This is a genomic window from Rhodococcus sp. MurmanLake-1 (assembly GCF_056945715.1).
Genome location: NZ_JBWZNF010000001.1, coordinates 549,504 through 576,091, shown reverse-complemented (window position 1 = coordinate 576,091; position 26,588 = coordinate 549,504). Strand labels below are relative to the sequence as shown.

Genomic DNA, 26,588 nt, shown 5'->3' with positions numbered 1-26,588 from the left:
GTCACTTCCCTTCGCCGGGAGCGTCGGCCGCGGAGGCCGAGCCGGGTGGGTTGTCGTCGAGAGATCGGCTGATACGTAGTCCGGCAAGAGTTGCATCGCCGACGGTCTGCGCTTCGGCTGCCTCGATTCGCGTATCCGGAAAACCAGCCAGAGTGCGCGCAGTCTGCCGGAACGAGCACAGCGTGGCACCGCGATCGGGTGTCACGCGCTCTCCGGCGCGGAGCGCATCGACGAGTGAGCGCGCCGATTCCGGGGTCTGATTGTCGAAGAACTCCCAGTTGATCATCATGACGGGGGCGTAGTCGCACGCCGCATTGCACTCGATGTGTTCCAGGGTGATCTTACCGTCGGACGTCGAGATGGAGTGTCCACCTTCGTCTCTGGAGCCTGTCGAGCCCAGGTGCTCTTCGAGTGCCGCGAGGATGTCGTCGCCGCCCATGATCGCGCACAGCGTGTTGGTGCAGACTCCGACCAGATACTCACCCGTCGGCCCCCGGCGATACATGGAGTAGAAGGTGGAAACTGCGGCGACCTCGGCGCCCGTCAATCCCAGCTTGGCACTGCAGAAATCGATCCCGGCCGGGGTTATGTACCCGTCCTCGGATTGCACGAGATGAAGGAGCGGCAACAGGGCGGATCGACTGGTGGTCGCGGCGGCGTCAGGCTCACGGTAACGAGCGATGACGGTTTCGGCGTCGGCGTCGAGTCGGGCGAGTACGTCGGGTGGATAGCTCGATCGTGCGCCAGGGCGTACCAATTGCGTGGGCTCTTCCGGGCGCGGCCCGAGTTCGATGAACACGCGTGACGAGCCGTTCGGGCCGGTCATCGGTCCACTCCGCCCATGACGGGATCGATACTGGCAACCGAAGCGATCACGTCGGACACCATGCCTCCCTCACACATCGCGGCGACCGCTTGAAGGTTGGTGAACGACGGGTCCCGGAAATGGACGCGGTACGGCCGGGTTCCCCCGTCGCTGACCATGTGCACCCCCAATTCGCCACGCGGAGACTCGACGGCGACGTACACCTGACCTGGCGGCACGCGGATACCCTCGGTGACCAGTTTGAAATGGTGAATCAGACCTTCCATGGAGGACTCCATGATCTTGGCGATGTGCTTCTGCGAGTTGCCGAGGCCATCCGGTCCGACAGCGAGATCGGCAGGCCAGGCGATCTTCTTGTCGTCCACCATGACCGGGCCCGGTTGCAGCTTGTCGAGGCACTGCTCCACGATCTTGAGGGACTCCTTCATCTCCTCGACGCGGATGACGTACCTTCCGTAGCAATCGGATCCGTCGTGTGTCACTACGTCGAACTCGTAGTTCTCGTAGCCGCAGTACGGCTGCGCTCGACGCTGATCGTGGGGGAGACCTGTGGCGCGAAGGACCGGCCCCGTCACCCCGAGCGCCATACAGCCGGTGAGATCGAGATATCCGATTCCCTGGGTACGTGCTTTCCAGATGGAGTTGTCGCTGAGCATCAGTTCGACGTCACGTAACCGTTTCGGTAGGACCTTCAACAATTCCCGAACCTTCGCGACCGACCCGTCGGGTAGATCCTGAGCGAGACCACCAGGCCTGATGTAGGCGTGATTCATCCGCAGTCCGGTGATCGTCTCGAACACGTCCAGAATCAATTCGCGTTCGCGGAATCCGAACAGCATCGCCGTTACGGCGCCGAGTTCCATTCCGCCGGTCGCCAGGGCCACGAGATGTGAGGAGATCCGATTGAGTTCCATCATCATGACGCGAATGACGGTGGCTCGCTCGGGAATGTCGTCGGTGATGTCGAGAAGTTTCTCGACTCCGAGGCAGTACGCGGTTTCGTTGAAGAACGGTGACAGGTAGTCCATTCGAGTAACGAAAGTGACGCCCTGCGTCCAGTTCCGGAATTCGAGATTCTTCTCGATTCCGGTGTGCAGGTAGCCGATTCCACATCGAGCTTCCACGACCGTCTCACCCTCGATCTCGAGAATGAGGCGCAAGACCCCGTGAGTGGACGGATGCTGTGGGCCCATGTTGACCACGATCCGTTCCGCCTCGCCGGTTCGCTGGCGGGCGGCCGCGGTGACGATGTCGTCCCAGTCCTGACCCGATGCCGTGACGACGGTTTCCGTCGTGGCACCGGAGTTGCTTCCTGTCGTCTCGTTCATCAGTTGTACGACCTACGCTCGTCGGGAGGCGGAGTCTGGGCGCCCTTGTACTCGACCGGGATACCGCCGAGCGGATAGTCCTTCCGCTGGGGGTGGCCTTTCCAGTCGTCGGGCATCTCGATGCGGGTCAGGGCCGGATGACCGTCGAAGACGATCCCGAAGAAGTCGTACGTCTCGCGTTCATGCCAGTCATTGGTCGGGTAGATCCCGACGATCGACGGAATATGCGGATCGGAATCCGGCACAGATACTTCCAGCCTGATTCGGCGGTTGTGCGTAATCGAGGCAAGTGGATACACGGCGTGCAGTTCACGACCGGTGTCCTGCGGGTAGTGCACTCCGTCGACACCCAGGCAGAGCTCGAAGCGAAGGTCCGGTTCGTCGCGCAGTCTTCGCGCAACCTGCGGCAAGTGGGAGCGTTCGACGTGCAGCGTCATCTCGTCTCGAAAGATCACCACACGCTCGACTGCAGCGGTGAAAGTGCCACCCGCGCTGCTCAATGCCGCGTCCAACGAATCCGCGACTGCATCGAAATAACCGCCGAAGGGTCGAGAAGCCTTGTCCTCTAGAGAGATCGGAGGGGCAAGCCTGCTGTAGCCCGAGGTGTCGCCAGTGCCGCGGACCCCGAACATCCCTCTCGCGCCGGTGTTACCCGAGGTCATCGCAGCAGCCCCTTCATGTCGATGGTGGGGGTGGATGCCAGTGCGGCGCGCTCGGCTGCCGCGCGTGCCTCTTCGCGGTTCACGCCGAGGGGCATTTCCTGGATCTTTCGGTGCAGTTCGATGATCGCGTTCAGGAGCATCTCCGGCCGCGGCGGACAGCCGGGCAAGTAGATGTCGACCGGCACGATGTGGTCGACGCCCTGAACCACTGCGTAGTTGTTGAACATTCCGCCGGACGACGCGCATACACCCATGGCCAGAACCCATTTCGGCTCGGCCATCTGGTCGTAGACCTGACGAAGTACCGGGCCCATCTTTTGACTGACCCGCCCGGCCACGATCAGAAGGTCTGCCTGTCGCGGCGACGCGCGGAATGCCTCCATACCGAACCGCGCCAGGTCGAAGCGACCCGACGTGGTTGCCATCATCTCGATGGCGCAGCACGCGAGCCCGAAGGTGGCAGGCCACAGTGATCCTTTTCGGGCATAACCTGCCAGGCCCTCGACCGTGGTCAGTAGAAATCCGCTGGGGAGCTTTTCTTCGAGACCCATATCCGACTCTTTTCAGTCGTAACAGCTGCGGTGTGACCGGTTTTGTCTGACTCGTGTGTGCTGTTCCTGTGTTCGCTGAGCTAGTCCCAACCGAGACCGCCTCGTCGCCATTCGTATGCGTATGCCACCGAGACGTTGACTATGAAAAGGCCCATCGCCGCGAGGCCGAACAAACCGAGCGAATCGAAATGCACCGCCCACGGATAGAGGAAAACGATCTCGATGTCGAAGATGATGAACAGCATTGCCGTCAGATAGAACTTGACGGGAAACCGTCCGCCACCAGCGGTACGGGGTGCCGGTTCGATTCCGCATTCGTAGGCTTCGAGTTTCGCCCTGTTGTACCGCTTCGGGCCGACCACGGACGCGAGAACAACCGACACCACAGCGAAGGCCATCGCGATGACCCCGAGAACGAGAATGGGGATGTAAGCGTTCATCTCACCCGAACTCCTCTCCGCTGTGCGGATGTCCGCCTAGCCCGAAGGTGCCGTTAACCCGAAGGTGCCGTTCGATTTCGATACTGCCAGCAATTCGACACTTATGTGACCTGCGACACCCACACTAGGGGAGGCCTCCGACATTGGGTTGATTTTCGAGGTGCCGAGTTTCGCTCTCGAAAGTCCGAAGTAGTCGGCGCCGCAACGAATCACCGCTGCAACGGGTGCTCACCGGCTCAGTTGCCGACGCAGAAGCGCGATGACGGTGGAAGAGAGTTCCATCGGATCTATCGGCTGCGGCACTGAGGCTTCCGCTCGCGACCACGACGCCAGCCACGCATCGTCGGGTCGACCGGTCAGTACGAGGATCGGCGGACAGTCGACGATCTCGTCCTTGAGTTGTTTCGCGACGCCCATGCCGCCCGCCGGACTCGCCTCGCCGTCGAGGATGGCGAGATCGATTCCGCCGGCATCGAGCTTGTCGACGACGATCGGCGCGGTCGCGACCTCGACGTAGTCGATGGTGGGCATCGAAGGATGTGGGCGCTCTCCGAGAGCGAGCCGAACTTGCTCGCGGGTGTGTGCGTCGTCGCTGTAGACGAGGATGCGCACGGGTGCCATGGAGTTGGGCTCTGCGGTCTCGGCGGACACGCGGCCGACGTTACTCCGGGCGGTCCACGGCTACCGGCGAATGTTCAACATCGGCAAGAACTTCCGAGAAATCGCAGCTGGGCTTCACAGCAAACGGCCCCTACCCGGCGATGAACGCCGAAGTAAGGGCCGCCTGAATTGCGTGTGCGCTCAGAAGTTTTCGACGAACTTCGTCAGGCCCTTGCTTGCAGTTTCCAGGGCCGTCTTCTGCGCCTTCTTCACCAGGAAGCCCGGCAGCGGGATCTTGGGATCGATGGTCAGTTCGAAGGTGACCTTGGTTCCACCGTCGGTGGGAGTCAAGACGTACGAGCCGTCCTGCTGGTTCTGCTGGCCGCTCTCGACGAGTGTCCAGGTCACCTTGTCGTCGCCCTCGAAGGTGTAGTCGACTACCTGCTCGTCGTTGATTCCCAGAATGGACACGGCCATGCGAACGCGATGGGGTCGACCGTCGTCGTGGGTGCTCTCGATGGTGATCTTCTTGTGCGCAGACGACCACTCCGGCAGCCGATCGACTGCAGCTACGGCCTTCATCACCGTCGCCGGATCAGCCTTGATCTCGAATTCCTTGACGCCCGAAACGGCCATGAACGTGCTCCTTCTCGCCTTGCGGCAACGGTTCGTGATTACTGCAGTTGCGCAATTAGATCATCGGCGATCAGGGTGGCGTCGAACTAGTCCATGCCGTTCTTGCGCATCTGGTCCCGCAATGCGCCCTGAACGGCTTGTGAAACCCACGAGTTGAGGGAGACTCCGTTCTGATTGGCTGCCTCCTCGGCGCGGGCTTTGATCTGCTCCATCATCCTCAACGTCACTCGGCTGATATCGCCGCTGACGTCGTCGAACGAGTAAGTGGAGTCCTTCTTCTCGTCGTCTGCCTTCTCGTTTCCGCCCTCGCCGCCGGTCGAATTCGTCGGGCGGACGACGTCGGTCACGATCTCGTTGCCGTCGAGATTGACCCTGACCTCGCGGCCGTCGAGTTTGGTCCCGATCTCCTTGGCCAACTCCGTCGCCGCGGCCAACAAGACCAGGCGGACCGAGGGTTCGATGGCGGCGGACAACGACGCCGCAATCCGGCGCGTGTGATCGTCGCCGAGTTCGGCTGCGGTGACGAGGTCATTCTGCAGCTTCGCGGTGTACTCCGAAATGTCCATGACACCAGAGTGGCGTCAAAAGTGACGTCAGTCAAGGGTGTGGTGACGTCACTCGATCTCGGGGGAGCGCAACCGCTATAGAGTTGCCCAGCACCTGAGGCGAACGGCGCCCGGGTTTCGTGCTGGTCGTTTCGTGCTTGTCGAGGAGTGGGTTGTGCCGAACACGGTGTCGCTGAAAGTGCAGTTGGTGGCGAAGTCCGAGTTCTTCCCGCCCGAGGACATTCCGTGGGAGACGGACGCGGACGGCGGCGAAGCGCTCGTCGAGTTCTCCGGCCGAGCCTGCTACCAGAGTTGGTCCAAGCCGAATCCGCGAACCGCAACCAACGCCGGCTACCTCAGACATCTGCTCGAGGTCGGACACGTTTCGGTGCTAGAGCACGCGACGGTGAGCTTCTACATCACTGGTATCTCGCGCTCGTGCACTCACGAATTGATTCGTCACCGGCACTTCTCGTACTCGCAACTCTCGCAGCGATTCGTTCGCGAGAATGATGCGAACGTTGTCGTGCCTCCCGCGGTCGAAGGTGATCCCGAGCTCGAATCACTGTTTCTGTCTGCCACCGACGAGAGCCGTCGCGCTTACGGCGAACTGCTGACCGCCCTCGAGGGGAAATTGCAATCAGTGCCCGGTGCCCCGATGCGTGGGAAGCAAGCCAGGCAAGCTGCGCGCTCGGTGCTGCCCAACGCAACCGAGACGCGCTTGGTCGTGACCGGGAACTATCGGGCCTGGCGGCACTTCGTCGAGATGCGCGCCACCGAACATGCCGACGTCGAGATCCGGCGAGTCGCGATCGAGTGCCTACGTCAGCTTCGTGACGTCGCCCCAAATGTGTTCGGGGACTACGAGATTCTCCGCGGAAGCGACGGATCGGAAATCGCCGTCAGTGCATTTGCGGCCGAGTCGTGACTCGTGTGCAGAAGTAAGAGCTGAACCGGGTAACCTTCTGACCATGACCTACGGTGATTCCGCTTCTCTTGTCGAGCGTCCGTTCGGCACCATTTCCGTTGCGATGGTGACCCCGTTCACTGCCGACGGGAAGTTGGACGTCGACGCGGGAGTGCGCCTCGCAGCCCATCTCGTCGACAACGGCTGCGACGGCCTCGTTCTTGCCGGCACGACCGGTGAGTCTCCCACCACCACCGAGTCCGAGAAGCTCGACCTGCTCCGCGCAGTGATCGACGCCGTCGGCAACCGCGCGAAGATCGTTGCAGGCGCCGGGAGCAACGACACCGCCCACAGTGTCGAACTCGCCCGTGACGCGGCTCGCGCCGGTGCGCACGGTCTGCTCGTCGTCACCCCGTACTACTCGCGTCCGCCCCAGGCCGGACTCTTTGCACACTTCACCGCCGTCGCCAACGCGACCGACCTGCCCGTCATGTTGTACGACATTCCGCCCCGCTCCGTCGTCCCCATCGAGACCGAAACGATCCGCCGACTCGCCGAGCACCCGCGGATCAAGGCCGTCAAGGATGCCAAGGGTGACCTCAACGCCGGCGCAGAGTTGATCGGCACCACCGAGCTTCAGTTCTTCTCCGGTGACGACCCGCTGAACCTGCCGTGGCTCGCTGTCGGTGCTACCGGCTTCGTCAGCGTCATCGGCCATCTCGTTCCGGGTCGCCTCCGCGACCTCCACACCGCGTTCGTGTCCGGCGACATCGCCCGCGCACGCGAGATAAACCTCAGTTTGATCCCTGTGATTCGTTCCGTTGCCCGCCTCGGCGGTGTCAGCGCTTCGAAGGCGGGTCTGCGACTCATCGGAATCGATGTCGGAGAACCACGCCTTCCGCAGGTTGCACCCACTAAAGAGCAGATCGACGGTCTTGCCGCCGATCTGCATGCGGCAGGAGTTTTGTAAATGACCCGTCCCCCCCGACGTCGTAGTGCCAGTCGTCAAGCCGGTCCGCCTTCGCCTCCGGCTCCCGAAACGGCCGCGAAGGCCGCACCGGTAGAGGCACCAGCTGCGCCGGCGGCAGAAGCGGCCCCCGCCGCAGCCGCCCCGCCCAAGAAGGCCGCAGCAGCCAAATCTGCAGCGACCAAGTCCGCAGCCACTAAATCTGCTGCACCCAAGAAATCGACCGAAGACAGGTCGCCACGCAAATCTGCCGGCGGCAACCGTCCGGCAGCGTCGAAGGCGGGCAACGGGCGCGGAAACAAGCGCCCCGAGAACCGTCCGGCCGTCGATCCCACCGGTCGCCTCGGAACACCCCCGAAGGCGCCGGCATCAGGTCTGCGCATCGTTGCTCTCGGCGGCATCGGCGAAATCGGTCGCAACATGACGGTGTTCGAGCACCGCGGCAAGTTGCTGATCGTCGACTGCGGTGTGCTGTTCCCCGAGGACCAGCAGCCCGGCGTCGACCTGATCCTCCCGGACTTCCGCTACATCGAAGACCGTATGGACGACGTCGAAGCCGTCATCTTGACTCACGGCCACGAGGACCACATCGGTGCTCTACCGTTCTTGCTGCGCCTGCGCGCGGACATTCCGGTCATCGGCGCGAAGTTCACTCTCGCCCTCGTTGCCGCCAAGTGCCGCGAGCATCGCCTGCGACCGAACCTCGTCGAGGTCGTCGAAGGAAACACCACCACTCACGGCCCGTTCGACTGCGAGTACTTCGCCGTCAACCACTCGATTCCCGACGCGCTCGCAATCGCGATTCGCACCGACGCCGGAGTTGTACTGCACACCGGTGACATCAAGCTCGATCAGCTGCCTCTCGACGGCCGCCTGACCGACCTCGCCGGTTTCTCCCGCCTGGGCGACGAGGGTGTCGACCTGTTCCTCGTGGACTCGACCAACGCCGAGGTCCCGGGATTCGTCACGCCCGAGCGTGAAATCGGGGGAGTGCTCGACAACGTCATCGGCAAGGCGAAGCAGCGCGTCATCGTGGCATCGTTCGCCAGCCACGTGCACCGCATCCAGCAGGTCGTCGACGTTGCCGCTCGGTACAACCGTCGCATCGTCTTCGTCGGCCGCTCGATGGTCCGCAACATGCAGATCGCCCAGGATCTCGGCTACCTCACGGTGCCAGACGGCCTGGTCGTCGACATCGACACCGCCGCCACCCTTCCCGACGATCGCCTCGTTCTCATCTCCACGGGTTCGCAGGGTGAGCCGTTGGCAGCGCTCTCGAGGATGGCGCGCGGCGAGCACCGCCAAATCAACATCCGGGCCAACGACTTGGTCGTTCTCGCGTCCTCCCTGATCCCGGGCAACGAGAACTCCGTTTTCGCCGTGGTCAACGGCTTGGCCAAGCGTGGTGCCACCGTCGTGACTCAGCAGAGCGCCAAGGTTCACGTCTCGGGCCACGCGTCCGCCGGTGAGCTGCTCTACCTGTACAACGCGGTTCGGCCCACCAACGCCATGCCCGTCCACGGTGAATGGCGCCACCTGCGTGCCAACGCCGCCCTGGCCAAGGCCACCGGCGTTCCGGAAGAGCGCATCGTGCTGGCCGAGGACGGCGTCGTGGTCGACATGGTCGACGGCCTCGCCGAGATCGTGGGACGCGTACCGGTCGGACACGTCTACGTCGACGGTCTGTCCGTCGGTGACGTCGGCGAGCCGACGCTCTCCGATCGCCTCGTACTCGGTGAAGGCGGCTTCATCGCCATCACCATCGTCATCAACGAGTCGACAGGACGTGCAGTCAGCACTCCCGAGGTGTCCGGTCGCGGCTTCTCCGACGATCCGACGGCACTCAAGGCCGCCGCGGATCTCGTGGAATCGGACCTGGCCCGGTTGGCGAGCGAAGGCGTCATCGACGCTCATCGCATCGCGCAGTCCGTGCGCCGCGTCGTCGGACGCTGGGTCGCGGACAAGTACCGCCGCCGTCCGATGATCATTCCGACGGTCATCGCGGTTCCGTAGATTCGGCACAGCAGGTCGCTTCCGCTCGAACCCGGTCCGGTTCGAGTACTTTGGCGAAGGTGACCTTCGCTCATGACGAACGACTCGCCCTGGTGGACAGCATGGTCGAGTTCGGCCCCGATGCTCCGACACTGTGTGGGGAGTGGACCAATCGTGACCTGGCAGCACATCTGATTGTCCGGGAGCGGCGTCTCGACGCCGCTCCCGGAATCATGTTGAGCCCTCTTGCCGGTCACACCGAGAGCGTGCGAAAGGCCGCAGCGGCGCGTCCGTGGGAGGAGATCCTCGACGACGTTCGGAGCGGGCCGCCGCGATGGTCGCCGATGTACTGGCTCGACGCGCAGGTCAACACCACCGAGATGTTCGTTCACCACGAAGACGTACGCCGCGCACATCTGAACTGGGCGCCGCGTCCGTTGTCGGAGGGTCGGCAGGCTCAGCTGTGGAAGTACGCACGCCAGATCGGCAAGATGGGCTACCGCAAGGCCGCTGTCGAGGTAATTTTCGAACTTCCCTCCGGCGAGAGTGCGGTCGTCCATAAATCCGGCTCTCGCAGTGTTGTCTTGCAGGGCGAACCCGCCGAGTTGCTGCTGCACGCATTCGGTCGCAACGAAGTGAAGATCGAAGCCAAAGGTGAACTGGCCGACGTCCAATCCGTGATGGCGCTCGATCGCAGTTTCTGATTGCCTTTTTCTACCTGAGTGGCGCTCGAACGACGGGTTGCGAAGATCACGTTTCGCACTCGCGACCAGTGTTGCTGGTGTTGCGGATGGTCCAGATGGGGTCGCACAGACTAGCCTGAACTCCATGGCAGGTAAGTCGAGCGCCCGGGGATCCAGTACAAGCACGTCCACGTCCAGGGCATCGACCAGGTCGTCAGCCTCCACTCCGAGTGCGCGCACGACCGCAAAACCTCGCACCTCGCGCACCACACGGACCGTGTCGACTCCTCGGAACGTCACGACTTCGGCCAGGGCTGGTGGGCGCCCGGCCTCGGGCAAAGGCTCCAAGCCAGCGCCCAAGAAGGCCTCCGGTACGTCGTCGGCCGCGCGCCGCCCGGTATCGAAAACGTCTCAGCGGGCCAGCCCGTTGGCGGCTGTCGGCAAGGGAATCGGAGCCGGGTGGTCCCTGGCTGCCCGCGGCGTCGGCGCCACCACACGCACCGTCAGTAAGGTCGGCGAGATCGAAGCCGGCCACCGCCGCGACGGAATAGCGCTCGGCCTGATCGCATTCAGCGTCGTCATCGCCGGCGGCGTCTGGTTCAAAGCCGGTGGTCCGATCGGCGGCGGCATCGACACCCTTGTGCGCGCTATCTTCGGCGCGGCCTCGGCCGTGCTCCCCATCGTCGGCGTCGGCCTCGCGATCCTGTTGATGCGCACAGAACCGAAACCTGAGATCCGCCCCCGACTGATCATGGGATCGTTGCTGGTCGGTCTGCCGGCGCTCGGCCTCTGGCACATCATCTCGGGTTCACCGACAGACTCCACCGGTCGCTCCAACGGAGCAGGGTTCGTCGGGTACGTCGTGGGCGGCCCGCTCACCAACGGGCTCACCGTCTGGCTGTCTGCGCCGCTGCTGGTCATCGCCGCCGGATTCGGAATCCTCCTTCTGACCGGAACCACGCTGCGTGAGGTGCCGAGCAAGTTCCAGTCCTTCTTCGGTGCCTCGTATCGCTCGGACGAATACGGCGACTACGGATCCGAATTCGACGAGGACGGCGAGCACCACTACGGCGAATCTGCTTACGATCCTTCACTGTTCGACGCCGACGGCTACCCGGTCGACACCTACGCCGAGCCACCGCTCAAGCCCGCCAAGCGGACCAGCCGACGCGCACCGATCGACAACTACCCGACGGACGAGTTCGAATCCGGCGACAAGAAGACCGAAGTACTCGGTCTGTGGAACGCCGACGACACCGCAGTACCCGACGAGCCCGTCGTGGCTGCTGCCGCGCCCGTCGTGGAGACTCCGGCGCCGCGACCCAAGGTGCCGGCCCGTTCCGTCCCTATCGCCAAGCCTGTGCCGAAACCCGAACCGGAGCCGGAGGAGAAGGAACACTTCGTCACCGATCGGGTCACCGACGGCGACTACAACCTCCCTCCGACGACGTTGCTGATCGAAGGGGACCCGCCCAAGCTCCGCAGTTCTGCGAACGACGCGATGATCGAAGCGATCAGCGAGGTCCTCGAACAGTTCAAGATCGACGCCGCCGTTACCGGATTCACCCGAGGCCCGACAGTGACGCGGTACGAGGTCGAACTCGGCCCAGGCGTGAAGGTCGAGAAGATCACCGCGCTCGCCCGCAACATCGCCTATGCAGTGGCTACCGACAACGTCCGTCTCCTGGCCCCCATTCCGGGTAAGTCCGCCGTGGGCATCGAGGTACCGAACTCCGACCGCGAAATGGTTCGCCTCGCCGACGTGCTGAACGCGCCGAGCACCCGACGCGATCACCATCCACTGGTGATCGGTCTGGGCAAGGACATCGAAGGTGACTTCGTCAGTGCCAACCTCGCGAAGATGCCCCACCTTCTGGTGGCAGGTTCGACCGGCTCGGGTAAGTCGAGCTTCGTGAACTCGATGCTCGTCTCGTTGCTCACCCGAGCAACGCCGGAAGAAGTACGGATGATCCTCATCGACCCGAAGATGGTCGAGCTCACGCCGTACGAAGGTATTCCGCACCTGATCACGCCGATCATCACTCAGCCGAAGAAGGCCGCGGCAGCGCTGGCCTGGTTGGTCGAGGAGATGGAACAGCGTTACCAGGACATGCAGGCCAACCGGGTGCGTCATATCGACGACTTCAACTCCAAGGTCAAGTCCGGCGAAATCACCGCCCCGCTGGGCAGCGAGCGCGTCTACCGTCCGTACCCGTACATCCTGGCAATTGTGGACGAGCTGGCCGACCTCATGATGACCGCTCCCCGCGACGTCGAAGAAGCGATCGTCCGCATCACGCAGAAAGCCCGTGCTGCCGGTATCCACCTGGTGCTGGCAACGCAGCGCCCGTCCGTCGACGTCGTCACCGGCCTGATCAAGACCAACGTGCCGTCTCGTCTGGCGTTCGCGACGTCTTCACTGACGGACTCGCGAGTCATCCTCGATCAGCCAGGCGCCGAGAAGCTCATCGGTATGGGTGACGGCCTCTTCCTGCCCATGGGTGCGGGTAAGCCGACCCGTATGCAGGGCGCGTTCATCACCGACGAAGAAATCTCGGCGGTCGTCGACTTCGCGAAGAACCAGGCGGAGCCCGAGTACACCGAAGGTGTCACCGCGCAGAAGGCCGGGGAGAAGAAGGACGTCGACCCCGACATCGGCGACGACATGGATGTCCTCTTGCAGGCCGTGGAATTGGTGATCACCAGCCAGTTCGGTTCGACGTCGATGCTTCAGCGCAAGCTGCGAGTCGGGTTCGCCAAGGCCGGCCGACTGATGGACCTCATGGAAAATCGTGGCGTCGTCGGACCCAGCGAGGGCTCGAAGGCCCGCGAGGTACTCATGAAGCCTGAGGAACTCGACGGTCTGCTGTGGTCGATTCGCGGCGGCGACCCGGATGAGGCACCCGCAGACGAGTAGGGACACCTCGGCGGACAAGCCGTCGACAGACGACCGGAGGAACCCGTGCATGTGACGCCGTTGGCTTGGGGAATCACGATCGTGGTGATCCTCGGCCTGTTCGTCTTCGACTTCTTCGCCCACGTCCGCACGCCGCATGCGCCGACCTTCCGGGAGTCCGCGTTCTGGTCGACGGTCTACATCTCGATCGCCATCGTCTTCGGCCTCGTCGTGATGTGGATCTGGGGCACCACGTACGGCGGTGAGTACTTCGCCGGCTATGTCACGGAAAAGGCGCTCTCGGTCGACAATCTGTTCGTCTTCGTGATCATCATGTCGACCTTCGCGGTACCACGAGAGTTCCAGCAGAAGGTATTGCTGATCGGCATCGTCCTCGCGTTGGTGATGCGCGGAATCTTCATCGGTGTCGGTGCCGCCGCCATCAACGCATACAGTTGGGTGTTCTACCTCTTCGGTGCGTTCCTGATCTACACCGCGTACACCCTGATCCGCGATCACGGGCATGAGAAGGAAGCCGAGGAGAAGCGCGACAGTCGCATCATCTCGCTCGTGAAACGGGTGCTGCCGACTACCGAGGAATACGACGGCGACAAGTTGATCACCCGGATCGACGGCAAGCGCGTCGTGACTCCGTTGTTGTTGGCGCTCATCGCAATCGGCTTTGCCGACGTGCTCTTCGCGCTCGATTCGATTCCGGCGATCTACGGTCTGACCCAGGAACCGTATCTGGTCTTCACCGCCAACGCCTTCGCGCTGATGGGCCTACGGCAGCTGTACTTCCTGATCGGTGGGTTGCTCGAACGGCTGGTCTATCTCTCGTACGGGCTCTCGATAATCTTGGCGTTCATCGGTGTGAAACTGGTACTTCACGCGTTGCACGAGAACACCCTCTCGTTCGTCAACGGAGGTGAACACGTCTCCGTGCCGGAGATCTCCACGGCACTCTCACTCGGAGTGATCATCGGAGTATTGGCGGTGACGACGGTCGCGAGCCTGTTGAAGACTCGCGACCGGGCCGGGGAGTAGGTCGACGCTCTCAGGCGCTGAACTGACCCAACACCGGAACCCACTCGGTGATCCGGACCTTCTCGATCAAATCGGCGATCGCGAACGGATCGTGGGTGAAGAGGAGTGAAACGGTGTCGGCGTCAGCGGCATCGACGATGATCAGCGCGCCGTTTCCATCTGCAAACGGGCCAGATGACAGAACGATCGAGCGGGAAACCAGATCCGCGAGCCAGGCGCGGTGATCGCTGCGGACTTCGTCGCGCTGAGGGTTCTTCTCGGGTGCGTAGGTGTATTCGACCAGGAACAACGACATCGTGAACCGCTTTCGGAGGCTGGTGATCGAGACGGGTGTGTTTGAAGAGTCTGAACGGTTCAGAGAGTCAGGAGCATGCGAGTATTGCCGAGTGTGTTGGGTTTCACATAGCTCAGATCGAGGAACTCGGCGACGCCGGCGTCGTAGGACCGACACATTTCCGCATAGACCTCGGCGGTGACGGGAGTGCCGTCGATCTCCGCGAATCCGTGACGGTGGAAGAACTCGGTCTCGAACGTCAAAACGAACAACCGTTCCAACTCCAATTCCTTGGCGACCTCGATGAGTTTGTCGACGACGTGGAAACCTGCGCCCTGCCCTTTCGCAGTCGGATCGACTGCGACGGTGCGGATCTCACCCAGGTCCGCCCACAGCACATGCAGTGCGCCGCAAGCGATTACCTGGTCACCCCGCTCGGCGACCCAGAACTCCTGGACTGCCTCGTACAGCGTCACGAGATTCTTCTCGAGGAGGATCTTGCCGGCGTAGATGTCGATCAGACGCTTGATTTCGGGGATGTCCGACGTTCGCGCGCGACGCACGATCAACTGGCTCTCGGTATAGGTCGGCGCGGTCGAAGTCATGTGGTGCACATTAGTCAATGGCCCTACCGATATTCTAAGTCGCGTGCCTGTCCGCCCCACGCAATTCCCGCGCCGCTCGGCTGTATCCCGGGTTCGGCTCACCGCCTGTGCGGTGATCCGATGAGTACCCCGCGCGATCAGACCGACGCCCATCGCGCCGCCGTCGGCCCGTCCGACGGCACACCTGTCGCGGACAACCCGGTTCCGTTGCTGAACATCGCGAACATTCTCACGATGGTCCGGATGGTTCTCGTTCCGGTGTTTCTCGTTGTTCTGTTCGTCGACGGCGGACACTCGACGTGGTGGCGTCTCGGGGCGATGGGCGTGTTCATCGTCGCCGCGATCACGGATCGGATCGACGGCCAATTGGCTCGGAAGTACGGTCTGGTCACCGATTTCGGCAAACTCATGGACCCGATCGCGGACAAGGCGCTGATCGGAGCCGCGCTGATCGGTCTCTCGGTTCTGGGTGACTTGTCGTGGTGGGTGACCGGAGTGATCATCGCCAGGGAACTCGGAATCACGCTGCTGCGGTTCGCGGTTCTGCGGCACGCGGTCATCCCGGCGGGCAAGGGTGGCAAGCTCAAGACCCTCGTGCAGGCCGTTGCGATCGGGTTCTACCTCTGCCCGCTGCCGAGCAGTTGGGACATCGTCAGCGGGCTGCTGATGGCTGCTGCCGTCGTGCTGACGGTGGCGACGGGAATCGAATACATCGTGCAGGCGATCAGGCTTCGCGCCGGAGTTCGCGCAGTCGAGTCATGACCGACCCGCTGCTCGGACTCGGAGTGGTCGAACTTGTCGAGGCCCTCGGCGCCGCGAAGCAGACTGTCGCCGCCGCCGAATCTCTGACAGCAGGGTTATTCACGGCTGCAGTCGCGTCGGTGCCGGGGTCGAGCGCGGTGCTGCGTGGGGGTCTGGTCGTGTACGCGACCGACCTGAAAGCAACACTGGCTGGTGTGGATCCAGGCCGCCTGGCAACGGACGGCCCCGTGTCCGAGAGCACGGCGGTGGCATTGGCGCTCGGTGCCCGGACGAAGTGCGGTGCGGACTGGGGTATCGGTCTGACCGGAGTCGCCGGTCCGAGTGAGCAGGACGGACACCCGGTCGGAACAGTGTTTCTCGGTATCGCCGGCCCTGACGGAACCGAATGCGAACCGCTCGCGCTCGGCGGCGAACGGTGGGAGATTCGGACAACCGCGGTCGCGACTGCCGTGTCGCGGTTGCGTGATCGTGTCGTAGAGCGTGCGGCACGATAGGCTCGGGAACCAATCGGATGTGTTCGGACGTTGACGATTGTGAAGACGTACGACCATGCACGATGAGGTCACGGATGAAGGAGGAGCGAGATGGCGCTGCTATTGCGTGAGGCAATCGGTGACAGTCTCCGGCGTACGCGCGTTTCGCAGAGCCGCACGCTACGTGAGGTCTCGAACAGCGCGCGTGTGAGCTTGGGCTATCTGTCCGAAGTGGAACGTGGACGTAAGGAAGCATCGAGCGAATTGTTGGCGGCGATCTGTGATGCGCTCGCAGTCCCACTGTCCGACGTGCTGGTCGACGTGAGCGAGACCCTGGCCACGAAGAAGAGCGCTCCGGTAGCTGGTCGGCAGGTTGCCGAACCTGCCGTGTCGGCTTCCGGCTCTGTCTCGGCTTCCGGTTCGCCGACTATCGCACGCGACACCCGCGTCGTGATTCCGGCACCGAACGCTCGAAGGTTGGCGGCGGCGTAGCCACTACCGGCCGTAACCGATAGATTTTGTACGTAACCGCCGGTTTCCAGCAGGTGGGGTCAGAGCAGATAGGGCGCAGCCCTTGTTTCGGTGCGCGACGGTCGCGCTCCGGGTCGCGTTCGGCGCGGCGCATCAGATGGAGGCAGGATCAAACCAATGGCTAATCCTTTCGTCAAGGGCTGGAAGTACCTGATGGCGCTCTTCAATTCGAAGATCGATGAGAAGGCAGATCCAAAGGTTCAGATTCAGCAGGCGATCGAGGACGCACAGCGCCAGCATCAGGCGTTGTCCCAGCAGGCTGCGTCGGTGATCGGTAATCAGCGTCAACTCGAGATGAAGCTCAGCCGTCAACTCGACGAGGTCGAAAAGCTCAACGCCAACGCGCGCCAGGCAGTCAACCTCGCCGATCAGGCCGCTGCTGCCGGCGACAACGACAAGGCGATTCAGTACACCAACGCTGCAGAAGCTTTTGCGGCCCAGTTGGTGACGGCCGAGCAGGGCGTCGAGGATCTGAAGGCACTGCACGACCAGTCCTTGCAGGCAGCCGCTCAGGCCAAGAAGGCCGTCGAGCAGAACGCGATGACTCTGCAGGCAAAGGTTGCCGAGCGCACCAAGCTGCTCAGCCAGCTCGAGCAGGCCAAGATGCAGGAGCGCGTGAGCGAGTCCCTTCGTTCCATGGACAGCACGCTGTCGGCTCCGGGCAACACACCCAGCCTCGATGCTGTTCGCGACAAGATCGAACGTCGCTACGCTGACGCACTCGGCTCTGCCGAGCTCGCCCAGAACTCCGTTCAGGGCCGCATGATGGAGGTCCAGCAGGCCTCGGTCCAGATGGCAGGGCACAGTCGCCTCGAGCAGATTCGTGCATCCATGAAGGGCGAGGCGCTGCCGTCCGGCGGCGCAGCAGCCACTCCCGCGACTCCGTCCGTCGAGAAGCAGCCCCCGGCTGCCGGTCAGACCGGGCAGTAGCCGAATCCTCGATGTCGGCAGTGATGCTCTGATGTTTTCTTCACGAGACGGTCGATCTGGGCGTGAGCCCCGGTCGGCCGTTCCCGTTTCCGTATCCGGCGCTTTCGGAGCCTTGGGACGCACCGCGGATACATTGCGCGAGGTCGGGCTTTCGGCGGCGGATGCCGCTCGGCGGTGGCAGGACCCGCGGGCCAAGTTCGAGCGCAAGCGTGCCCGTGCGCGCCGACGCGCTCAGCGTTGGGGTTTCATGTCCGGGGGATCCGTGGTCGGCACGGCCGGCCTCGCCGTCGCGTCGGCTCCAGAGTGGTCGGTGGTCGTGGCAGGCGGGGGAGCGGCACTGTTCGCGGTTCCCGCCGTGATCGCGGTCGGCCGCTACCGTTCGATGAGTTCCGGCCCACCGCCGTCAGCGCCGATTCGCCGGCGGTTGCCACCGTCGTCGTCTCGCGCGTTCATCCCGATGTCGCGCCTCATCGGCGCCGAGACTTCGCTGTTCGAGATCTTGAGTGTGCTCAGACGCGCCGACACCATCGACCCCGGTGAGTTGGACGAAATCACTGTTACCGCCGATTCGGCATTGAGAGCGATGTTCGCGGTGTCTTCGGATGTCGTCGCGATGGAACGCGCCGTGGCCGCGACGCCGAAGGTAACCGAACCTCTTGATCCCACCATCGACGGCGCAGTCCGTGAGTTGCAGTCGGGGTTGGATCAGTACGAGGATCTGGTGACCTCTGCAGCTGCTCTGACAGCGCCTCACAGCCCGTCGGCGCTCGTGGGATTCAACCGAGAGCTTTCGGCGCTGCACGCGGCCGCCGAGCGGCTCTCGGCGCTTGCCGACGCCATCGGCGAGGTGGACGACATCACCCGCAAGTACAACTGATCGGCCCTCGCACCGATCAATGCTCCCTGTTCGACATCTCAGTCGTCGGCGCCGCGGGCCGCCAATGCTTCGCCCATTGCGTCCGCGGTCATCAGGGTGCCGACGATGACCGGCACTGCGAAGGATCGCAGCGAGAATCCGAGCCCTCGCGCCTTGCGTGCCTCGGACACCTGTGTGATGACCTCGAACATCAGCGGGATACACCGGATCGTCATTGCGAGGAGCAAGGCGATCCGTTCGGGATTGACGCCGAAGCGTCGCAAGGGTGTCAGGAATCTGGTGATCGCGTCGAGCATCTCGGAGATCCGTGTGGTCAGACCCATGATCGCCGCGAAGGCGATCGAAATGATCAGAACCCCGCAAACGACGGCCGCTCGCTGCCATCCCGCGACTACCAGCTGGAACGCCCCGATGAAGAGCAACATCCACAGCGCTGGACGCAGCTGCCGGATTGCAGTCATCGGAGGAATGCGCGCAATCGCGTACAGGGCCACAACGACGATCGTGGGAGCTGCCAGTTGCCACGGCTCACGCACGAAGATCGAGACGGCGAGGATGGCCACGACCAAGGCGAAGAGCTTGATCCCCGTCGGCATCCGGTGCAGGAGTGAGCAGCCCGGTCGGTAGACGCCGAGAGTGGTCACGAGACCAACGACCGGTAGTGATCGATGGAGTCGGCGGGGGAGCCGTCAGCGACGACGCGGCCTTGGTCGACGACCAACACCCGTTCGAAGGATTCGAGGAGATCGAGTTGGTGGGTCACGACGATAAGTTGCTGATCGAGTGACTCGAATACCGAACTGATCAGCCGAGAGTTGCGAAGGTCGAGGAGCGTGGTGGGTTCGTCGGCGACGAGTACGTTCGGTTCCGTCACCATGATGGCCGCGAGCGCGAGGAGCTGTTTCTGCCCGCCGGAAAGCTGGTGGGTGGGATGGTCGGCGTGCCCGGCGAGGCCGTAGCGTTCGAGCACCGAGGCCACCTTTGCGGCGCGCTCGGCTTTGCCCAATCCGCTACGGCGGAGCGAGAATTCGATGTCCTCGGCAACCGTCGGCATCACGATCTGGTGGTTGGGATCGGTGAAGACGAATCCGACCTGCTTGCGTACGTCGCGGCCCTTCTTCGCCGTGTCCAAGCCGTTGACGTGGACGCGTCCTTCCGTTGGAACGACCAGTCCGTTGATCATGCGAGCGAGGGTCGACTTTCCGCTTCCGTTCGCACCCACGATTCCGATTCGCTGCTCGCTCAGTCGCAGATTTATCTGCTGCAGGACCGTTCGTTCACCGAAGCTGTGTCCGACGTTCTCGAAGACGATCTCACTCATCGGAGATTAATTCGCCACCACGGTCTTGTTCGACGAGATCACCGAGTCGCGCAGTAGTGCTGGGTATGCCCGATGAACCTGGGACGCGACCAACGCGGTGACGACCGCTTTTGCGGCGTCGAGAGGAATGAAGGCGGCGTTGGCCGACCATGCGGCAACGAAGCTCATGTGTCCGCGGACCATCATTCCGACGATGCCGAACGCGTAGAGAATGACCACGCCGCCGAGAAGGTTGATGCCGATGCCCGCGATGATCCGGTACTTGGGCAGCATCTTGGCAGTCAGCCATCCGATGACAAACGCCGTCGGGATCCAACCGATGAGGAATCCGGCTGTCGGGCTCGAGAGAGACACGAGTGCGGTGCGACCGCCGGCAAGGACCGGTAGTCCGACCAATCCCAGGGCAATGACCGTCAGGACGGCGAGAACACCCTTGCGCGGTCCGAGTAGAGCGCCGGCCATCATGACGCCCATGGACTGAAGTGTGATCGGTACACCGGAGATGCCGATGTTGATCGACCCGGGGAGGCCCAGCGCGATGATGAGTGCGGCGAAGACGGCTACATGCGCGAGATCGCGAGCGGGGAAACGGGTCGTAGACACTGCGGACGTGCTCCTTCGGCATACGGGATCGAACTTCGCGAGTTTACGCCAGGAGCAAGCTCCGATGGGTTGGACACCTGACCTGCGTGAGGGCCGGTCTCGGGGTGAACCCTGATCTTTACCTGAACTTGCCGCTGAGCTGCTGCTTTGTCACGCCAGACCTGTCAGGCTGGTTCTACGGACGACGCAGCACCTGTCCGATTCGACTGATTATTCAACGGCACGTTGGAGGTAAGCATGTTTTGGAAGATCGTTTTGGCCGTCGTCCTGGTGTGGGTCGCACTCGCGGTGGTCGGTGCCCTGATCAAGGGGCTTTTCTGGGTTTTGGTTGTCGGCGCCGTCGGCTTCGGAATCTATTTCCTGGTGAAGGCGATGTCGGGAAGTGACGACAATTCGCCCGCTTCGCGGTTCTGACGGGCAAGATCTGCCCTATGGAAAACTTCCCCGAGGACTGGCAGCGCGCGATTGTCATCGTGGCGCATCCCGATGACATCGAATACGGCGCAGCCGCAGCAGTGGCGCAGTGGACCGATCGCGGCAAAGACGTGCGATATGTCCTGGCCACGCGCGGCGAGGCCGGAATCGCCGGTCTGTCGCCCGAGGAGTCCGGCCCGGTCCGCGAGGAAGAAGAGCGTCGCTCGGCCGCGATCGTCGGTGTCAGTGAGGTGGAGTTCCTCGGCCTGCCCGACGGTCGTCTCGTGGAAGGCTTGGAGTTGCGCTCGACTCTCGCCGCAGCAGTTCGTCGTCACCGCCCGGAATTGGTGGTGACGATGAACTTCTCCCATACCTGGGGACCTGGCTACCTCAACAGCGCGGATCACCGAGCGCTCGGGATCAGCGTCCTGGACGCGACCGCTGATGCGGCGAACGAATGGATCTTTCCGTCATTGACGGCGCAGGGACTGGCGCCGTGGTCCGGCGTTCGGTGGGTTGCGGTCAACACGATGACTCCTACACACTGCGTCGACGTGACGTCGACGGTCGATCGCGCCGTGGATTCACTCGCGGAACATGCGCGATATCTGGCGGCGTTGAGTTCCACGCCGATCCGGGAACAGGCGCGCGCACAGATCGACATGGTCAGCGGACCGAAGCCTGGATTCGACGCCGAGCGCGCAGTTGGTTTCGAGTTGTACTATTTCTGATGATCTCTGAGCGAGAGAACTCGCAAGTCCCGACGGGATTACCGGTGACTTGTCCGGTATTGTGTTACACACGATGGTAATCCGTAACGCAGATGGCCCAATTGTCCCTCGCAAGGCAGACGGTCAGCGCATCCCCAGCCGCGAGATCGACGACGTGATTCTCGACGCAGCAAGGTCGTGTGTCCTCGATTTCGGAATGCAGCGAACCACACTGGCGGAGATCTCGCGTCGCGCCGGTGTGAGCCGGCCGACCGTCTACCGGCGATGGCCGGACACGCGAGCCGTCGTCGCGGATCTGCTCACCCGGGAGATTCGATCGGTGCTGCCCGAGGTGACCTTCACCGGGTCTGCGGCCACATTGCTCGTGGAAGCGATCGGGGACGTCGTCGGCCAGATTCGCGACCATCCGCTCTTCGTGAAGATTCGGCACGCTGATCAAGAGTTGCTCACCACCTACATCGTGGACCGACTCGGCGCGAGCCAGAAGTCGATTCTCGAACTGATCACTTCCGTCGTCGCTGCCGGTCAACAAGACGGTTCGATTCGCGAGGGAAGCGTCAACGAGATTGCGGCGATGGTTCTACTGATGGCTCAGTCCGTCGTCATCTCCGCACCGACTCTCGAGCCGGAACTTTCCGCCGACGCGTCGGTCGAGCAACTCAGACATGCGGTCGCTGCGTATCTGGCACCTGCAAAGAATTCGGGAGAATAGCTGTGGACCCTCGAGATTCAGCAGGCAGTGATTCAGCAGGCGGCGATTCAGCTCTCAATGCACAGCGGCGTACTCGTGAGCTCGAGCAGTTGGCGAACGGCGATTCGGTTGACGTCCTGGTCATCGGCGGCGGAATCACCGGTGTCGGTGTCGCTCTCGACGCCGTGACTCGTGGGCTCAGTGTTGCGCTGGTCGAAAAGCACGACCTCGCGTTCGGCACCAGCCGCTGGAGTTCGAAACTGGCACACGGCGGCCTTCGGTACCTGGCTTCCGGCAATGTCGGTATAGCGCGTGAAAGTGCGGTCGAGCGCGGCATTCTCATGACGCGCACCGCGCCGCACCTCGTTCGCGCCATGCCTCAACTCGTACCGCTGTTGCCCGAAACGTCGTTCTTCGGGAAGGCCCTGGTGCGTACCGGTTTCCTGGCCGGTGACGCTCTGCGCATGTCGGCGCGAACCCCGGCTTCGGTTTTACCCAGATCACGGACGGTCAGCGCTGCGCGGGCGCGCGAATTGGCTCCCGCGGTCAAGCAGGAGAACTTACGCGGCGCCTTGACCGCGTTCGACGGGCAGCTCATCGACGACGCCCGGCTCGTCGTCGGCATCGCCCGAACCGCAGCGTCCTACGGCGCGCGAATCCTGACCCGCGTCGGTGCATACGACGTATCCGGAACGTCGGCCACCTTGCGCGACGAGTTGACCGGGTCCGAGTTCTTGATGCGTGCCCGCGTCGTGGTCAATGCGACCGGTGTCTGGGCTGATCAGGTCGACTCCAGCATCACCCTGCGCCCCAGCCGCGGGACGCACCTGGTGCTCGATGCAGAGCGATTGGGGAACCCCACGGCAGCACTGACCGTGCCGATTCCCGGCGAGACCAACCGTTTCGTCTTCGCGCTGCCCGCGCAGCTCGGCCGGATCTACCTCGGGTTGACCGACGAAGCAGCGCCGGGACCGGTGCCCGACGTACCGACGGCGTCCGAGGACGAGATCGACTTCCTGCTCGACACCGTGAACACGGCGTTGGAAGTTCCGCTGACCCGTGAGGACGTCTTGGGGACCTTCGCGGGTCTGCGTCCGCTGCTGGACACCGGTGAAGGCTCGACGGCCGACCTCTCGCGCAATCACGCTGTAGTCCGTTCGGACTCGGGCTTGGTCACGGTGGTGGGCGGAAAACTCACGACGTACCGCAAGATGGCCGAAGACGCCGTCGACGCCGCGGTCGAGGTCGGATCGCTGAGCGCCGGGGCGTGTCGGACACGCGCGTTGCCGCTGGTAGGCGCTGCATCACCGGTGGAATTGAAAAAGATCAAGGCACCGGCGTCGTTGGTGGCGCGATACGGCACAGAGGCCGAGGTCGTGGCCGCGGCGAGCAGCGATCGACTCCGATCGGTTGCGGACTTGGAGATCTGCGGCGCCGAGTTCGATTTCGCGGTATCGCATGAAGGCGCACTCGACGTCGACGATGTCCTTGATCGCAGGACGAGAATCGGATTGGTGGCTTCGGATCGCGAACGCGCACTGGGTGCGGCGGAACAGGCCTTTCACTCGGTGTGACACTCTGATCCGGTGCGTGTAGCCGTTGTTGCCGGGCCGGACCCGGGTCATGCTTTTCCCGCAATAGCGTTGTCGCTGGCGTTGATCCAGGCCGGCGACGACCCGATTCTGTACACGGGGACCCGGTGGGTCGAGGCAGCGCGAGCGGCCGGCGTGGAAGCCGAGCCTCTCAAGGGCTTGGCCCCGCGGCCGGGAGACGACGATCTTGATGCAGGCGCTCGGATTCATTCGCGCGCCGCCTATATTTCCACCGAACTGCTTCCCGACCTGAAATCCGTCTCCCCGGATCTCGTCGTCTCCGACATCCTCACTGCCGGAGGCGGATTGGCCGCCGAACGACTCGGCATCCCCTGGGTGGAACTTTCGCCTCACCCGCTGTACTCACCGTCGCGGGGGTTACCGCCGATCGGTAGTGGGCTCGCGCCCGGCATCGGAATTCGTGGTCGACTTCGCGACACCCTGATGCGCGCCGCAACAGGACGTTCGATCAAGCAAGGGTTGGCGCAGCGCTCGCAGGCCCGTGTCGGCATCGGGCTACCCGCCCTGGATCCAGGCCCGCATGCTCGCCTGATCGCAACACTTCCGGCACTGGAAGTGCCACGTCCCGACTGGCCGGAGCACGCTCACGTCGTCGGCCCGCTTCTCTGGGAGCCGACCGAGGTGATTCTGGACCCACCGCCAGGTGACGAACCGCTGGTCATGGTGGCGCCGTCCACGGCGCACACCGGCGCAGTGGGAATGTTCGAGGGCACGGTCGAAGGACTCGGCGGCGCCGGTGTGCGACTGATCGCGTCGATGCTCGACGGAGCCGAAGGCGAGCATCCCGATTGGGTTCGTGCAGGTCTCGGACGCCAGGACGCGATGCTGCGTGACGCGTCGGTGTTGGTGTGCGGCGGCGGGCACGGCATGTTGGCGAAGGCCTTGCTGGCCGGCGTGCCGACGGTCGTCGTTCCCGGGGGTGGGGACCAGTGGGAGTTGGCCAATCGCGCTGTGCGGGCAGGGACGTCGGTGATCGTGCGGCCCGCAGATGCCCGCTCGATTCGCGATGCCGTACTGCAGGTGCTCTCCGACAAACGATTCGCGGAAGCTGCGATGTCCGCTGCCGCGACTGCGTCGCAGGTCACCGATCCGGTGGCGGTGTGCCGACAGGTGGTCAACGGCGGTGTGACGGCGTGAGCATGTTGCGCCTGAATGCAGGTGCACCGCTCTGTGGACTACGGTGGCGGCTGTGCGGTTGACCGAATTTCATGAAATGGTGCGCGAAGAGTTCGGGCAGGTACGAGGCGACTCGATGCTGATCGACCATGTACTCCAGAGTCTCGACGGAATGACTGCTGCGGAGGCCGTCGAAGCAGGTTGGGAGCCTCGCGAAGTGTGGCGTGCGCTCTGTGTGGAGTTGGACGTACCGCCCGCCCGCCGCTGATTTTTTCGGCGTGTCGAACGTCTCCCATCTTCTGTTCGAACACGTGTTCGTCTATGCTGAAGCTGTTCGGTGGTGACGCTCCTTTCGTAACTGCGAACTTTCGGTTATCGACAAGCGCGAAAGCAAGATCGAAAAGTCTGTCGGTGGCCGGATCTACTCTGATCGCAACACACCAACAGGGTCGGCTCAGGCAGGCGCTGAAGAGACGGAGTCTGCTCAGGCAGGCACTGAAGACTGAAACAAGGATGGGGATCACGATGGCACCACAGGCACCTGATCGGGACAAGGCACTCGACCTCGCGTTGGCGCAGATCGACAAGAACTTCGGCAAGGGTTCGGTGATGCGCCTGGGCGAGGGTGTTCGTCAGCCCATCGCCGTCATTCCCACCGGTTCCATCGCGCTCGACGTCGCGCTGGGTATCGGCGGACTGCCGCGTGGCCGCGTCATCGAGATCTACGGCCCGGAATCTTCGGGTAAGACCACCGTGGCACTGCACGCAGTTGCCAATGCTCAGGCCAACGGCGGCATCGCGGCGTTCATCGACGCGGAGCACGCACTCGATCCCGACTATGCAGCCAAGCTGGGCGTCGACACCGATGCACTCCTGGTCTCGCAGCCCGATACGGGTGAGCAGGCCCTCGAAATCACCGACATGCTGATCCGTTCGGGCGCCCTCGACATCGTCGTGATCGACTCCGTGGCCGCTCTTGTTCCTCGCGCCGAGATCGAAGGCGAGATGGGTGACAGCCACGTCGGTTTGCAGGCTCGACTGATGAGCCAGGCACTGCGCAAGATCACCGGTGCCATGAACAACTCGGGCACCACCGTCATCTTCATCAACCAGCTTCGCGAGAAGATCGGCGTGATGTTCGGTTCTCCCGAAACCACCACCGGTGGTAAGGCACTGAAGTTCTACGCTTCGGTCCGCCTCGACATCCGTCGTATCGAAACTCTCAAGGACGGTACCGACGCAGTCGGTAACCGCACTCGAGTCAAGGTCGTCAAGAACAAGGTCGCGCCGCCGTTCAAGCAGGCCGAGTTCGATATTCTCTACGGCCAGGGCATCAGCAAGGAAGGCTCGCTCATCGATATGGGTGTCGAGCACGGGTTCATCCGCAAGTCCGGCTCCTGGTACACCTACGAAGGTGACCAGTTGGGTCAGGGCAAGGAAAATGCTCGTAAGTTCTTGCTGGAGAACACCGATATCCGTGACGAGATCGAGAAGAAGATCAAGGAAAAGCTCGGTATCGGTGCTGACGTCACTGCAACCGACGAAGCTCCCGCCGACTTCTGAGTTC

At 63.1% G+C, this 26,588-nt stretch carries 31 protein-coding genes; 18 read left to right on the top strand and 13 right to left on the bottom strand.

The features are described 5' to 3' along the window. Position 1: 1 nt before the first annotated feature. From nuoE to AC2ETI_RS02535, 8 genes are all read right to left on the bottom strand, one after another. The gene (nuoE, locus tag AC2ETI_RS02570) at positions 2 to 826 is read right to left on the bottom strand and encodes an NADH-quinone oxidoreductase subunit NuoE (protein WP_020969458.1); all 825 of its coding nucleotides are present in this window, start codon (positions 824 to 826) and stop codon (positions 2 to 4) included. Continuing rightward, complete coding sequence (gene nuoD, locus AC2ETI_RS02565) at positions 823 to 2,154, bottom strand: NADH dehydrogenase (quinone) subunit D (RefSeq protein ID WP_019748173.1); 1,332 nt, start codon at positions 2,152 to 2,154, stop codon at positions 823 to 825. The genes nuoE and nuoD overlap by 4 nt, the downstream gene beginning before the upstream one ends. Then, the gene (locus AC2ETI_RS02560; RefSeq protein WP_019748174.1) at positions 2,154 to 2,816 is read right to left on the bottom strand and encodes an NADH-quinone oxidoreductase subunit C; all 663 of its coding nucleotides are present in this window, start codon (positions 2,814 to 2,816) and stop codon (positions 2,154 to 2,156) included. The genes nuoD and AC2ETI_RS02560 overlap by 1 nt, the downstream gene beginning before the upstream one ends. Next, the gene (locus AC2ETI_RS02555) at positions 2,813 to 3,367 is read right to left on the bottom strand and encodes a NuoB/complex I 20 kDa subunit family protein (protein ID WP_003942234.1); all 555 of its coding nucleotides are present in this window, start codon (positions 3,365 to 3,367) and stop codon (positions 2,813 to 2,815) included. Before AC2ETI_RS02555 ends, AC2ETI_RS02560 begins: the two co-directional genes overlap by 4 nt. An 80-nt stretch (positions 3,368 to 3,447) precedes the next feature. Next, positions 3,448 to 3,807, bottom strand: coding sequence for an NADH-quinone oxidoreductase subunit A (locus tag AC2ETI_RS02550; protein WP_003942165.1), 360 nt, complete (start codon positions 3,805 to 3,807; stop codon positions 3,448 to 3,450). A gap of 228 nt (positions 3,808 to 4,035) precedes the next feature. Beyond that, positions 4,036 to 4,428, bottom strand: coding sequence for an Rv3143 family two-component system response regulator (locus AC2ETI_RS02545; protein ID WP_044480360.1), 393 nt, complete (start codon positions 4,426 to 4,428; stop codon positions 4,036 to 4,038). A 180-nt stretch (positions 4,429 to 4,608) separates the two neighbouring features. Next, positions 4,609 to 5,043 (bottom strand): SRPBCC family protein, encoded by a 435-nt coding sequence (locus AC2ETI_RS02540; RefSeq protein ID WP_019748176.1) that lies wholly within the window; start codon positions 5,041 to 5,043, stop codon positions 4,609 to 4,611. Between the two features lie 86 nt (positions 5,044 to 5,129). Next, complete coding sequence (locus AC2ETI_RS02535; protein ID WP_019748177.1) at positions 5,130 to 5,609, bottom strand: toxin-antitoxin system HicB family antitoxin; 480 nt, start codon at positions 5,607 to 5,609, stop codon at positions 5,130 to 5,132. A gap of 154 nt (positions 5,610 to 5,763) precedes the next feature. On the opposite strand from AC2ETI_RS02535, the gene thyX reads away from it, so the two are divergent. From thyX to AC2ETI_RS02505, 6 genes are all read left to right on the top strand, one after another. Beyond that, positions 5,764 to 6,516 (top strand): FAD-dependent thymidylate synthase, encoded by a 753-nt coding sequence (gene thyX, locus AC2ETI_RS02530; protein ID WP_029538044.1) that lies wholly within the window; start codon positions 5,764 to 5,766, stop codon positions 6,514 to 6,516. A gap of 43 nt (positions 6,517 to 6,559) precedes the next feature. Continuing rightward, positions 6,560 to 7,465 carry a 4-hydroxy-tetrahydrodipicolinate synthase gene (gene dapA / locus AC2ETI_RS02525; RefSeq protein ID WP_003942142.1) on the top strand — a complete coding sequence of 302 codons (906 nt, stop codon included), beginning with the start codon at positions 6,560 to 6,562 and terminating at the stop codon, positions 7,463 to 7,465. Continuing rightward, the gene (locus tag AC2ETI_RS02520; protein WP_019748179.1) at positions 7,466 to 9,475 is read left to right on the top strand and encodes a ribonuclease J; all 2,010 of its coding nucleotides are present in this window, start codon (positions 7,466 to 7,468) and stop codon (positions 9,473 to 9,475) included. 59 nt (positions 9,476 to 9,534) lie between these two features. Next, on the top strand, positions 9,535 to 10,158 hold the full coding sequence (locus AC2ETI_RS02515; RefSeq protein WP_003942175.1) for a TIGR03085 family metal-binding protein: 624 nt from the start codon (positions 9,535 to 9,537) through the stop codon (positions 10,156 to 10,158). Positions 10,159 to 10,282: 124 nt separating this feature from the next. Then, positions 10,283 to 13,054, top strand: a complete 2,772-nt coding sequence (locus AC2ETI_RS02510; protein WP_019748180.1) for a DNA translocase FtsK — start codon at positions 10,283 to 10,285, stop codon at positions 13,052 to 13,054. Between the two features lie 45 nt (positions 13,055 to 13,099). Beyond that, entirely contained in the window at positions 13,100 to 14,080 is a 981-nt protein-coding gene (locus AC2ETI_RS02505) for a TerC family protein (RefSeq protein ID WP_019748181.1), read from the top strand. 10 nt (positions 14,081 to 14,090) lie between these two features. Here AC2ETI_RS02505 and AC2ETI_RS02500 read toward each other — a convergent pair whose 3' ends face one another. Next, complete coding sequence (locus AC2ETI_RS02500) at positions 14,091 to 14,375, bottom strand: YciI family protein (protein ID WP_020907517.1); 285 nt, start codon at positions 14,373 to 14,375, stop codon at positions 14,091 to 14,093. A 59-nt stretch (positions 14,376 to 14,434) separates the two neighbouring features. Then, on the bottom strand, positions 14,435 to 14,959 hold the full coding sequence (locus AC2ETI_RS02495; RefSeq protein ID WP_019748183.1) for an amino-acid N-acetyltransferase: 525 nt from the start codon (positions 14,957 to 14,959) through the stop codon (positions 14,435 to 14,437). Between the two features lie 120 nt (positions 14,960 to 15,079). Between AC2ETI_RS02495 and pgsA the strand changes: the two genes are divergently transcribed. From pgsA to pspM, 5 genes are all read left to right on the top strand, one after another. Continuing rightward, on the top strand, positions 15,080 to 15,721 hold the full coding sequence (gene pgsA, locus AC2ETI_RS02490; protein WP_003942125.1) for a CDP-diacylglycerol--glycerol-3-phosphate 3-phosphatidyltransferase: 642 nt from the start codon (positions 15,080 to 15,082) through the stop codon (positions 15,719 to 15,721). Further along, entirely contained in the window at positions 15,718 to 16,215 is a 498-nt protein-coding gene (locus tag AC2ETI_RS02485) for a CinA family protein (protein ID WP_019748185.1), read from the top strand. The genes pgsA and AC2ETI_RS02485 overlap by 4 nt, the downstream gene beginning before the upstream one ends. 90 nt (positions 16,216 to 16,305) lie before the next feature. Next, positions 16,306 to 16,686 (top strand): helix-turn-helix domain-containing protein, encoded by a 381-nt coding sequence (locus AC2ETI_RS02480; RefSeq protein ID WP_003942191.1) that lies wholly within the window; start codon positions 16,306 to 16,308, stop codon positions 16,684 to 16,686. 156 nt (positions 16,687 to 16,842) lie between these two features. Then, on the top strand, positions 16,843 to 17,655 hold the full coding sequence (gene pspA, locus AC2ETI_RS02475) for a phage shock protein PspA (protein ID WP_003942098.1): 813 nt from the start codon (positions 16,843 to 16,845) through the stop codon (positions 17,653 to 17,655). Positions 17,656 to 17,686: 31 nt separating this feature from the next. Further along, complete coding sequence (gene pspM, locus AC2ETI_RS02470) at positions 17,687 to 18,532, top strand: phage shock envelope stress response protein PspM (protein WP_020907518.1); 846 nt, start codon at positions 17,687 to 17,689, stop codon at positions 18,530 to 18,532. A gap of 38 nt (positions 18,533 to 18,570) precedes the next feature. On the opposite strand, the gene AC2ETI_RS02465 is transcribed toward pspM, so the two are convergent. From AC2ETI_RS02465 to AC2ETI_RS02455, 3 genes are read right to left on the bottom strand one after another with little or no spacing between them, the layout of a single operon-like run. Then, entirely contained in the window at positions 18,571 to 19,176 is a 606-nt protein-coding gene (locus AC2ETI_RS02465) for an energy-coupling factor transporter transmembrane component T family protein (protein WP_019748187.1), read from the bottom strand. Further along, positions 19,173 to 19,853: an energy-coupling factor ABC transporter ATP-binding protein gene (locus tag AC2ETI_RS02460; protein WP_070797201.1), complete on the bottom strand. Its 681-nt coding sequence runs from the start codon at positions 19,851 to 19,853 to the stop codon at positions 19,173 to 19,175. Before AC2ETI_RS02460 ends, AC2ETI_RS02465 begins: the two co-directional genes overlap by 4 nt. Positions 19,854 to 19,859: 6 nt before the next feature. Next, positions 19,860 to 20,456 carry a biotin transporter BioY gene (locus tag AC2ETI_RS02455; protein WP_019748189.1) on the bottom strand — a complete coding sequence of 199 codons (597 nt, stop codon included), beginning with the start codon at positions 20,454 to 20,456 and terminating at the stop codon, positions 19,860 to 19,862. A 225-nt stretch (positions 20,457 to 20,681) separates the two neighbouring features. Here AC2ETI_RS02455 and AC2ETI_RS02450 point away from each other — a divergent pair, with 225 nt between their 5' ends. The 7 genes from AC2ETI_RS02450 (at position 20,682) to recA (ending at position 26,584) form a co-directional block, all read left to right on the top strand. Next, a complete protein-coding gene (locus tag AC2ETI_RS02450) occupies positions 20,682 to 20,870 on the top strand; it encodes a hypothetical protein (RefSeq protein ID WP_020907519.1) in 189 nt (62 codons plus the stop codon). A 17-nt stretch (positions 20,871 to 20,887) separates the two neighbouring features. Continuing rightward, positions 20,888 to 21,601, top strand: coding sequence for a PIG-L deacetylase family protein (locus AC2ETI_RS02445; protein WP_195791221.1), 714 nt, complete (start codon positions 20,888 to 20,890; stop codon positions 21,599 to 21,601). Positions 21,602 to 21,674: 73 nt separating this feature from the next. Further along, positions 21,675 to 22,313, top strand: a complete 639-nt coding sequence (locus AC2ETI_RS02440; RefSeq protein ID WP_019748192.1) for a TetR/AcrR family transcriptional regulator — start codon at positions 21,675 to 21,677, stop codon at positions 22,311 to 22,313. Positions 22,314 to 22,315: 2 nt separating this feature from the next. Next, complete coding sequence (locus AC2ETI_RS02435) at positions 22,316 to 23,866, top strand: glycerol-3-phosphate dehydrogenase/oxidase (RefSeq protein ID WP_021333598.1); 1,551 nt, start codon at positions 22,316 to 22,318, stop codon at positions 23,864 to 23,866. A 12-nt stretch (positions 23,867 to 23,878) separates the two neighbouring features. Further along, positions 23,879 to 25,042 (top strand): glycosyltransferase, encoded by a 1,164-nt coding sequence (locus tag AC2ETI_RS02430; RefSeq protein WP_483633514.1) that lies wholly within the window; start codon positions 23,879 to 23,881, stop codon positions 25,040 to 25,042. A 52-nt stretch (positions 25,043 to 25,094) separates the two neighbouring features. Further along, positions 25,095 to 25,289 (top strand): DUF3046 domain-containing protein, encoded by a 195-nt coding sequence (locus AC2ETI_RS02425; RefSeq protein ID WP_483633513.1) that lies wholly within the window; start codon positions 25,095 to 25,097, stop codon positions 25,287 to 25,289. Between the two features lie 257 nt (positions 25,290 to 25,546). Beyond that, a complete protein-coding gene (gene recA / locus AC2ETI_RS02420) occupies positions 25,547 to 26,584 on the top strand; it encodes a recombinase RecA (RefSeq protein WP_007735170.1) in 1,038 nt (345 codons plus the stop codon). Positions 26,585 to 26,588: the final 4 nt, after the last annotated feature.

Excerpts from the sequence above, each read along its gene's own strand:
- AC2ETI_RS02480 (WP_003942191.1), top strand. The coding sequence starts at position 16,306 with ATGGCGCTGCTATTGCGTGAGGCAATCGGTGACAGTCTCCGGCGTACG.
- AC2ETI_RS02560 (WP_019748174.1), bottom strand. The coding sequence starts at position 2,816 with ATGACCTCGGGTAACACCGGCGCGAGAGGGATGTTCGGGGTCCGCGGC.
- AC2ETI_RS02510 (WP_019748180.1), top strand. The coding sequence starts at position 10,283 with ATGGCAGGTAAGTCGAGCGCCCGGGGATCCAGTACAAGCACGTCCACG.
- AC2ETI_RS02485 (WP_019748185.1), top strand. The coding sequence starts at position 15,718 with ATGACCGACCCGCTGCTCGGACTCGGAGTGGTCGAACTTGTCGAGGCC.
- AC2ETI_RS02445 (WP_195791221.1), top strand. The coding sequence starts at position 20,888 with ATGGAAAACTTCCCCGAGGACTGGCAGCGCGCGATTGTCATCGTGGCG.
- pspM (WP_020907518.1), top strand. The coding sequence starts at position 17,687 with ATGTTTTCTTCACGAGACGGTCGATCTGGGCGTGAGCCCCGGTCGGCC.
- AC2ETI_RS02500 (WP_020907517.1), bottom strand. The coding sequence starts at position 14,375 with ATGTCGTTGTTCCTGGTCGAATACACCTACGCACCCGAGAAGAACCCT.
- AC2ETI_RS02545 (WP_044480360.1), bottom strand. The coding sequence starts at position 4,428 with ATGGCACCCGTGCGCATCCTCGTCTACAGCGACGACGCACACACCCGC.
- AC2ETI_RS02540 (WP_019748176.1), bottom strand. The coding sequence starts at position 5,043 with ATGGCCGTTTCGGGCGTCAAGGAATTCGAGATCAAGGCTGATCCGGCG.
- AC2ETI_RS02550 (WP_003942165.1), bottom strand. The coding sequence starts at position 3,807 with ATGAACGCTTACATCCCCATTCTCGTTCTCGGGGTCATCGCGATGGCC.
- nuoE (WP_020969458.1), bottom strand. The coding sequence starts at position 826 with ATGACCGGCCCGAACGGCTCGTCACGCGTGTTCATCGAACTCGGGCCG.
- nuoD (WP_019748173.1), bottom strand. The coding sequence starts at position 2,154 with ATGAACGAGACGACAGGAAGCAACTCCGGTGCCACGACGGAAACCGTC.
- AC2ETI_RS02555 (WP_003942234.1), bottom strand. The coding sequence starts at position 3,367 with ATGGGTCTCGAAGAAAAGCTCCCCAGCGGATTTCTACTGACCACGGTC.
- AC2ETI_RS02520 (WP_019748179.1), top strand. The coding sequence starts at position 7,466 with ATGACCCGTCCCCCCCGACGTCGTAGTGCCAGTCGTCAAGCCGGTCCG.
- dapA (WP_003942142.1), top strand. The coding sequence starts at position 6,560 with ATGACCTACGGTGATTCCGCTTCTCTTGTCGAGCGTCCGTTCGGCACC.
- AC2ETI_RS02440 (WP_019748192.1), top strand. The coding sequence starts at position 21,675 with ATGGTAATCCGTAACGCAGATGGCCCAATTGTCCCTCGCAAGGCAGAC.
- AC2ETI_RS02535 (WP_019748177.1), bottom strand. The coding sequence starts at position 5,609 with ATGGACATTTCGGAGTACACCGCGAAGCTGCAGAATGACCTCGTCACC.
- AC2ETI_RS02495 (WP_019748183.1), bottom strand. The coding sequence starts at position 14,959 with ATGACTTCGACCGCGCCGACCTATACCGAGAGCCAGTTGATCGTGCGT.
- AC2ETI_RS02460 (WP_070797201.1), bottom strand. The coding sequence starts at position 19,853 with ATGAGTGAGATCGTCTTCGAGAACGTCGGACACAGCTTCGGTGAACGA.
- recA (WP_007735170.1), top strand. The coding sequence starts at position 25,547 with ATGGCACCACAGGCACCTGATCGGGACAAGGCACTCGACCTCGCGTTG.
- pspA (WP_003942098.1), top strand. The coding sequence starts at position 16,843 with ATGGCTAATCCTTTCGTCAAGGGCTGGAAGTACCTGATGGCGCTCTTC.
- pgsA (WP_003942125.1), top strand. The coding sequence starts at position 15,080 with ATGAGTACCCCGCGCGATCAGACCGACGCCCATCGCGCCGCCGTCGGC.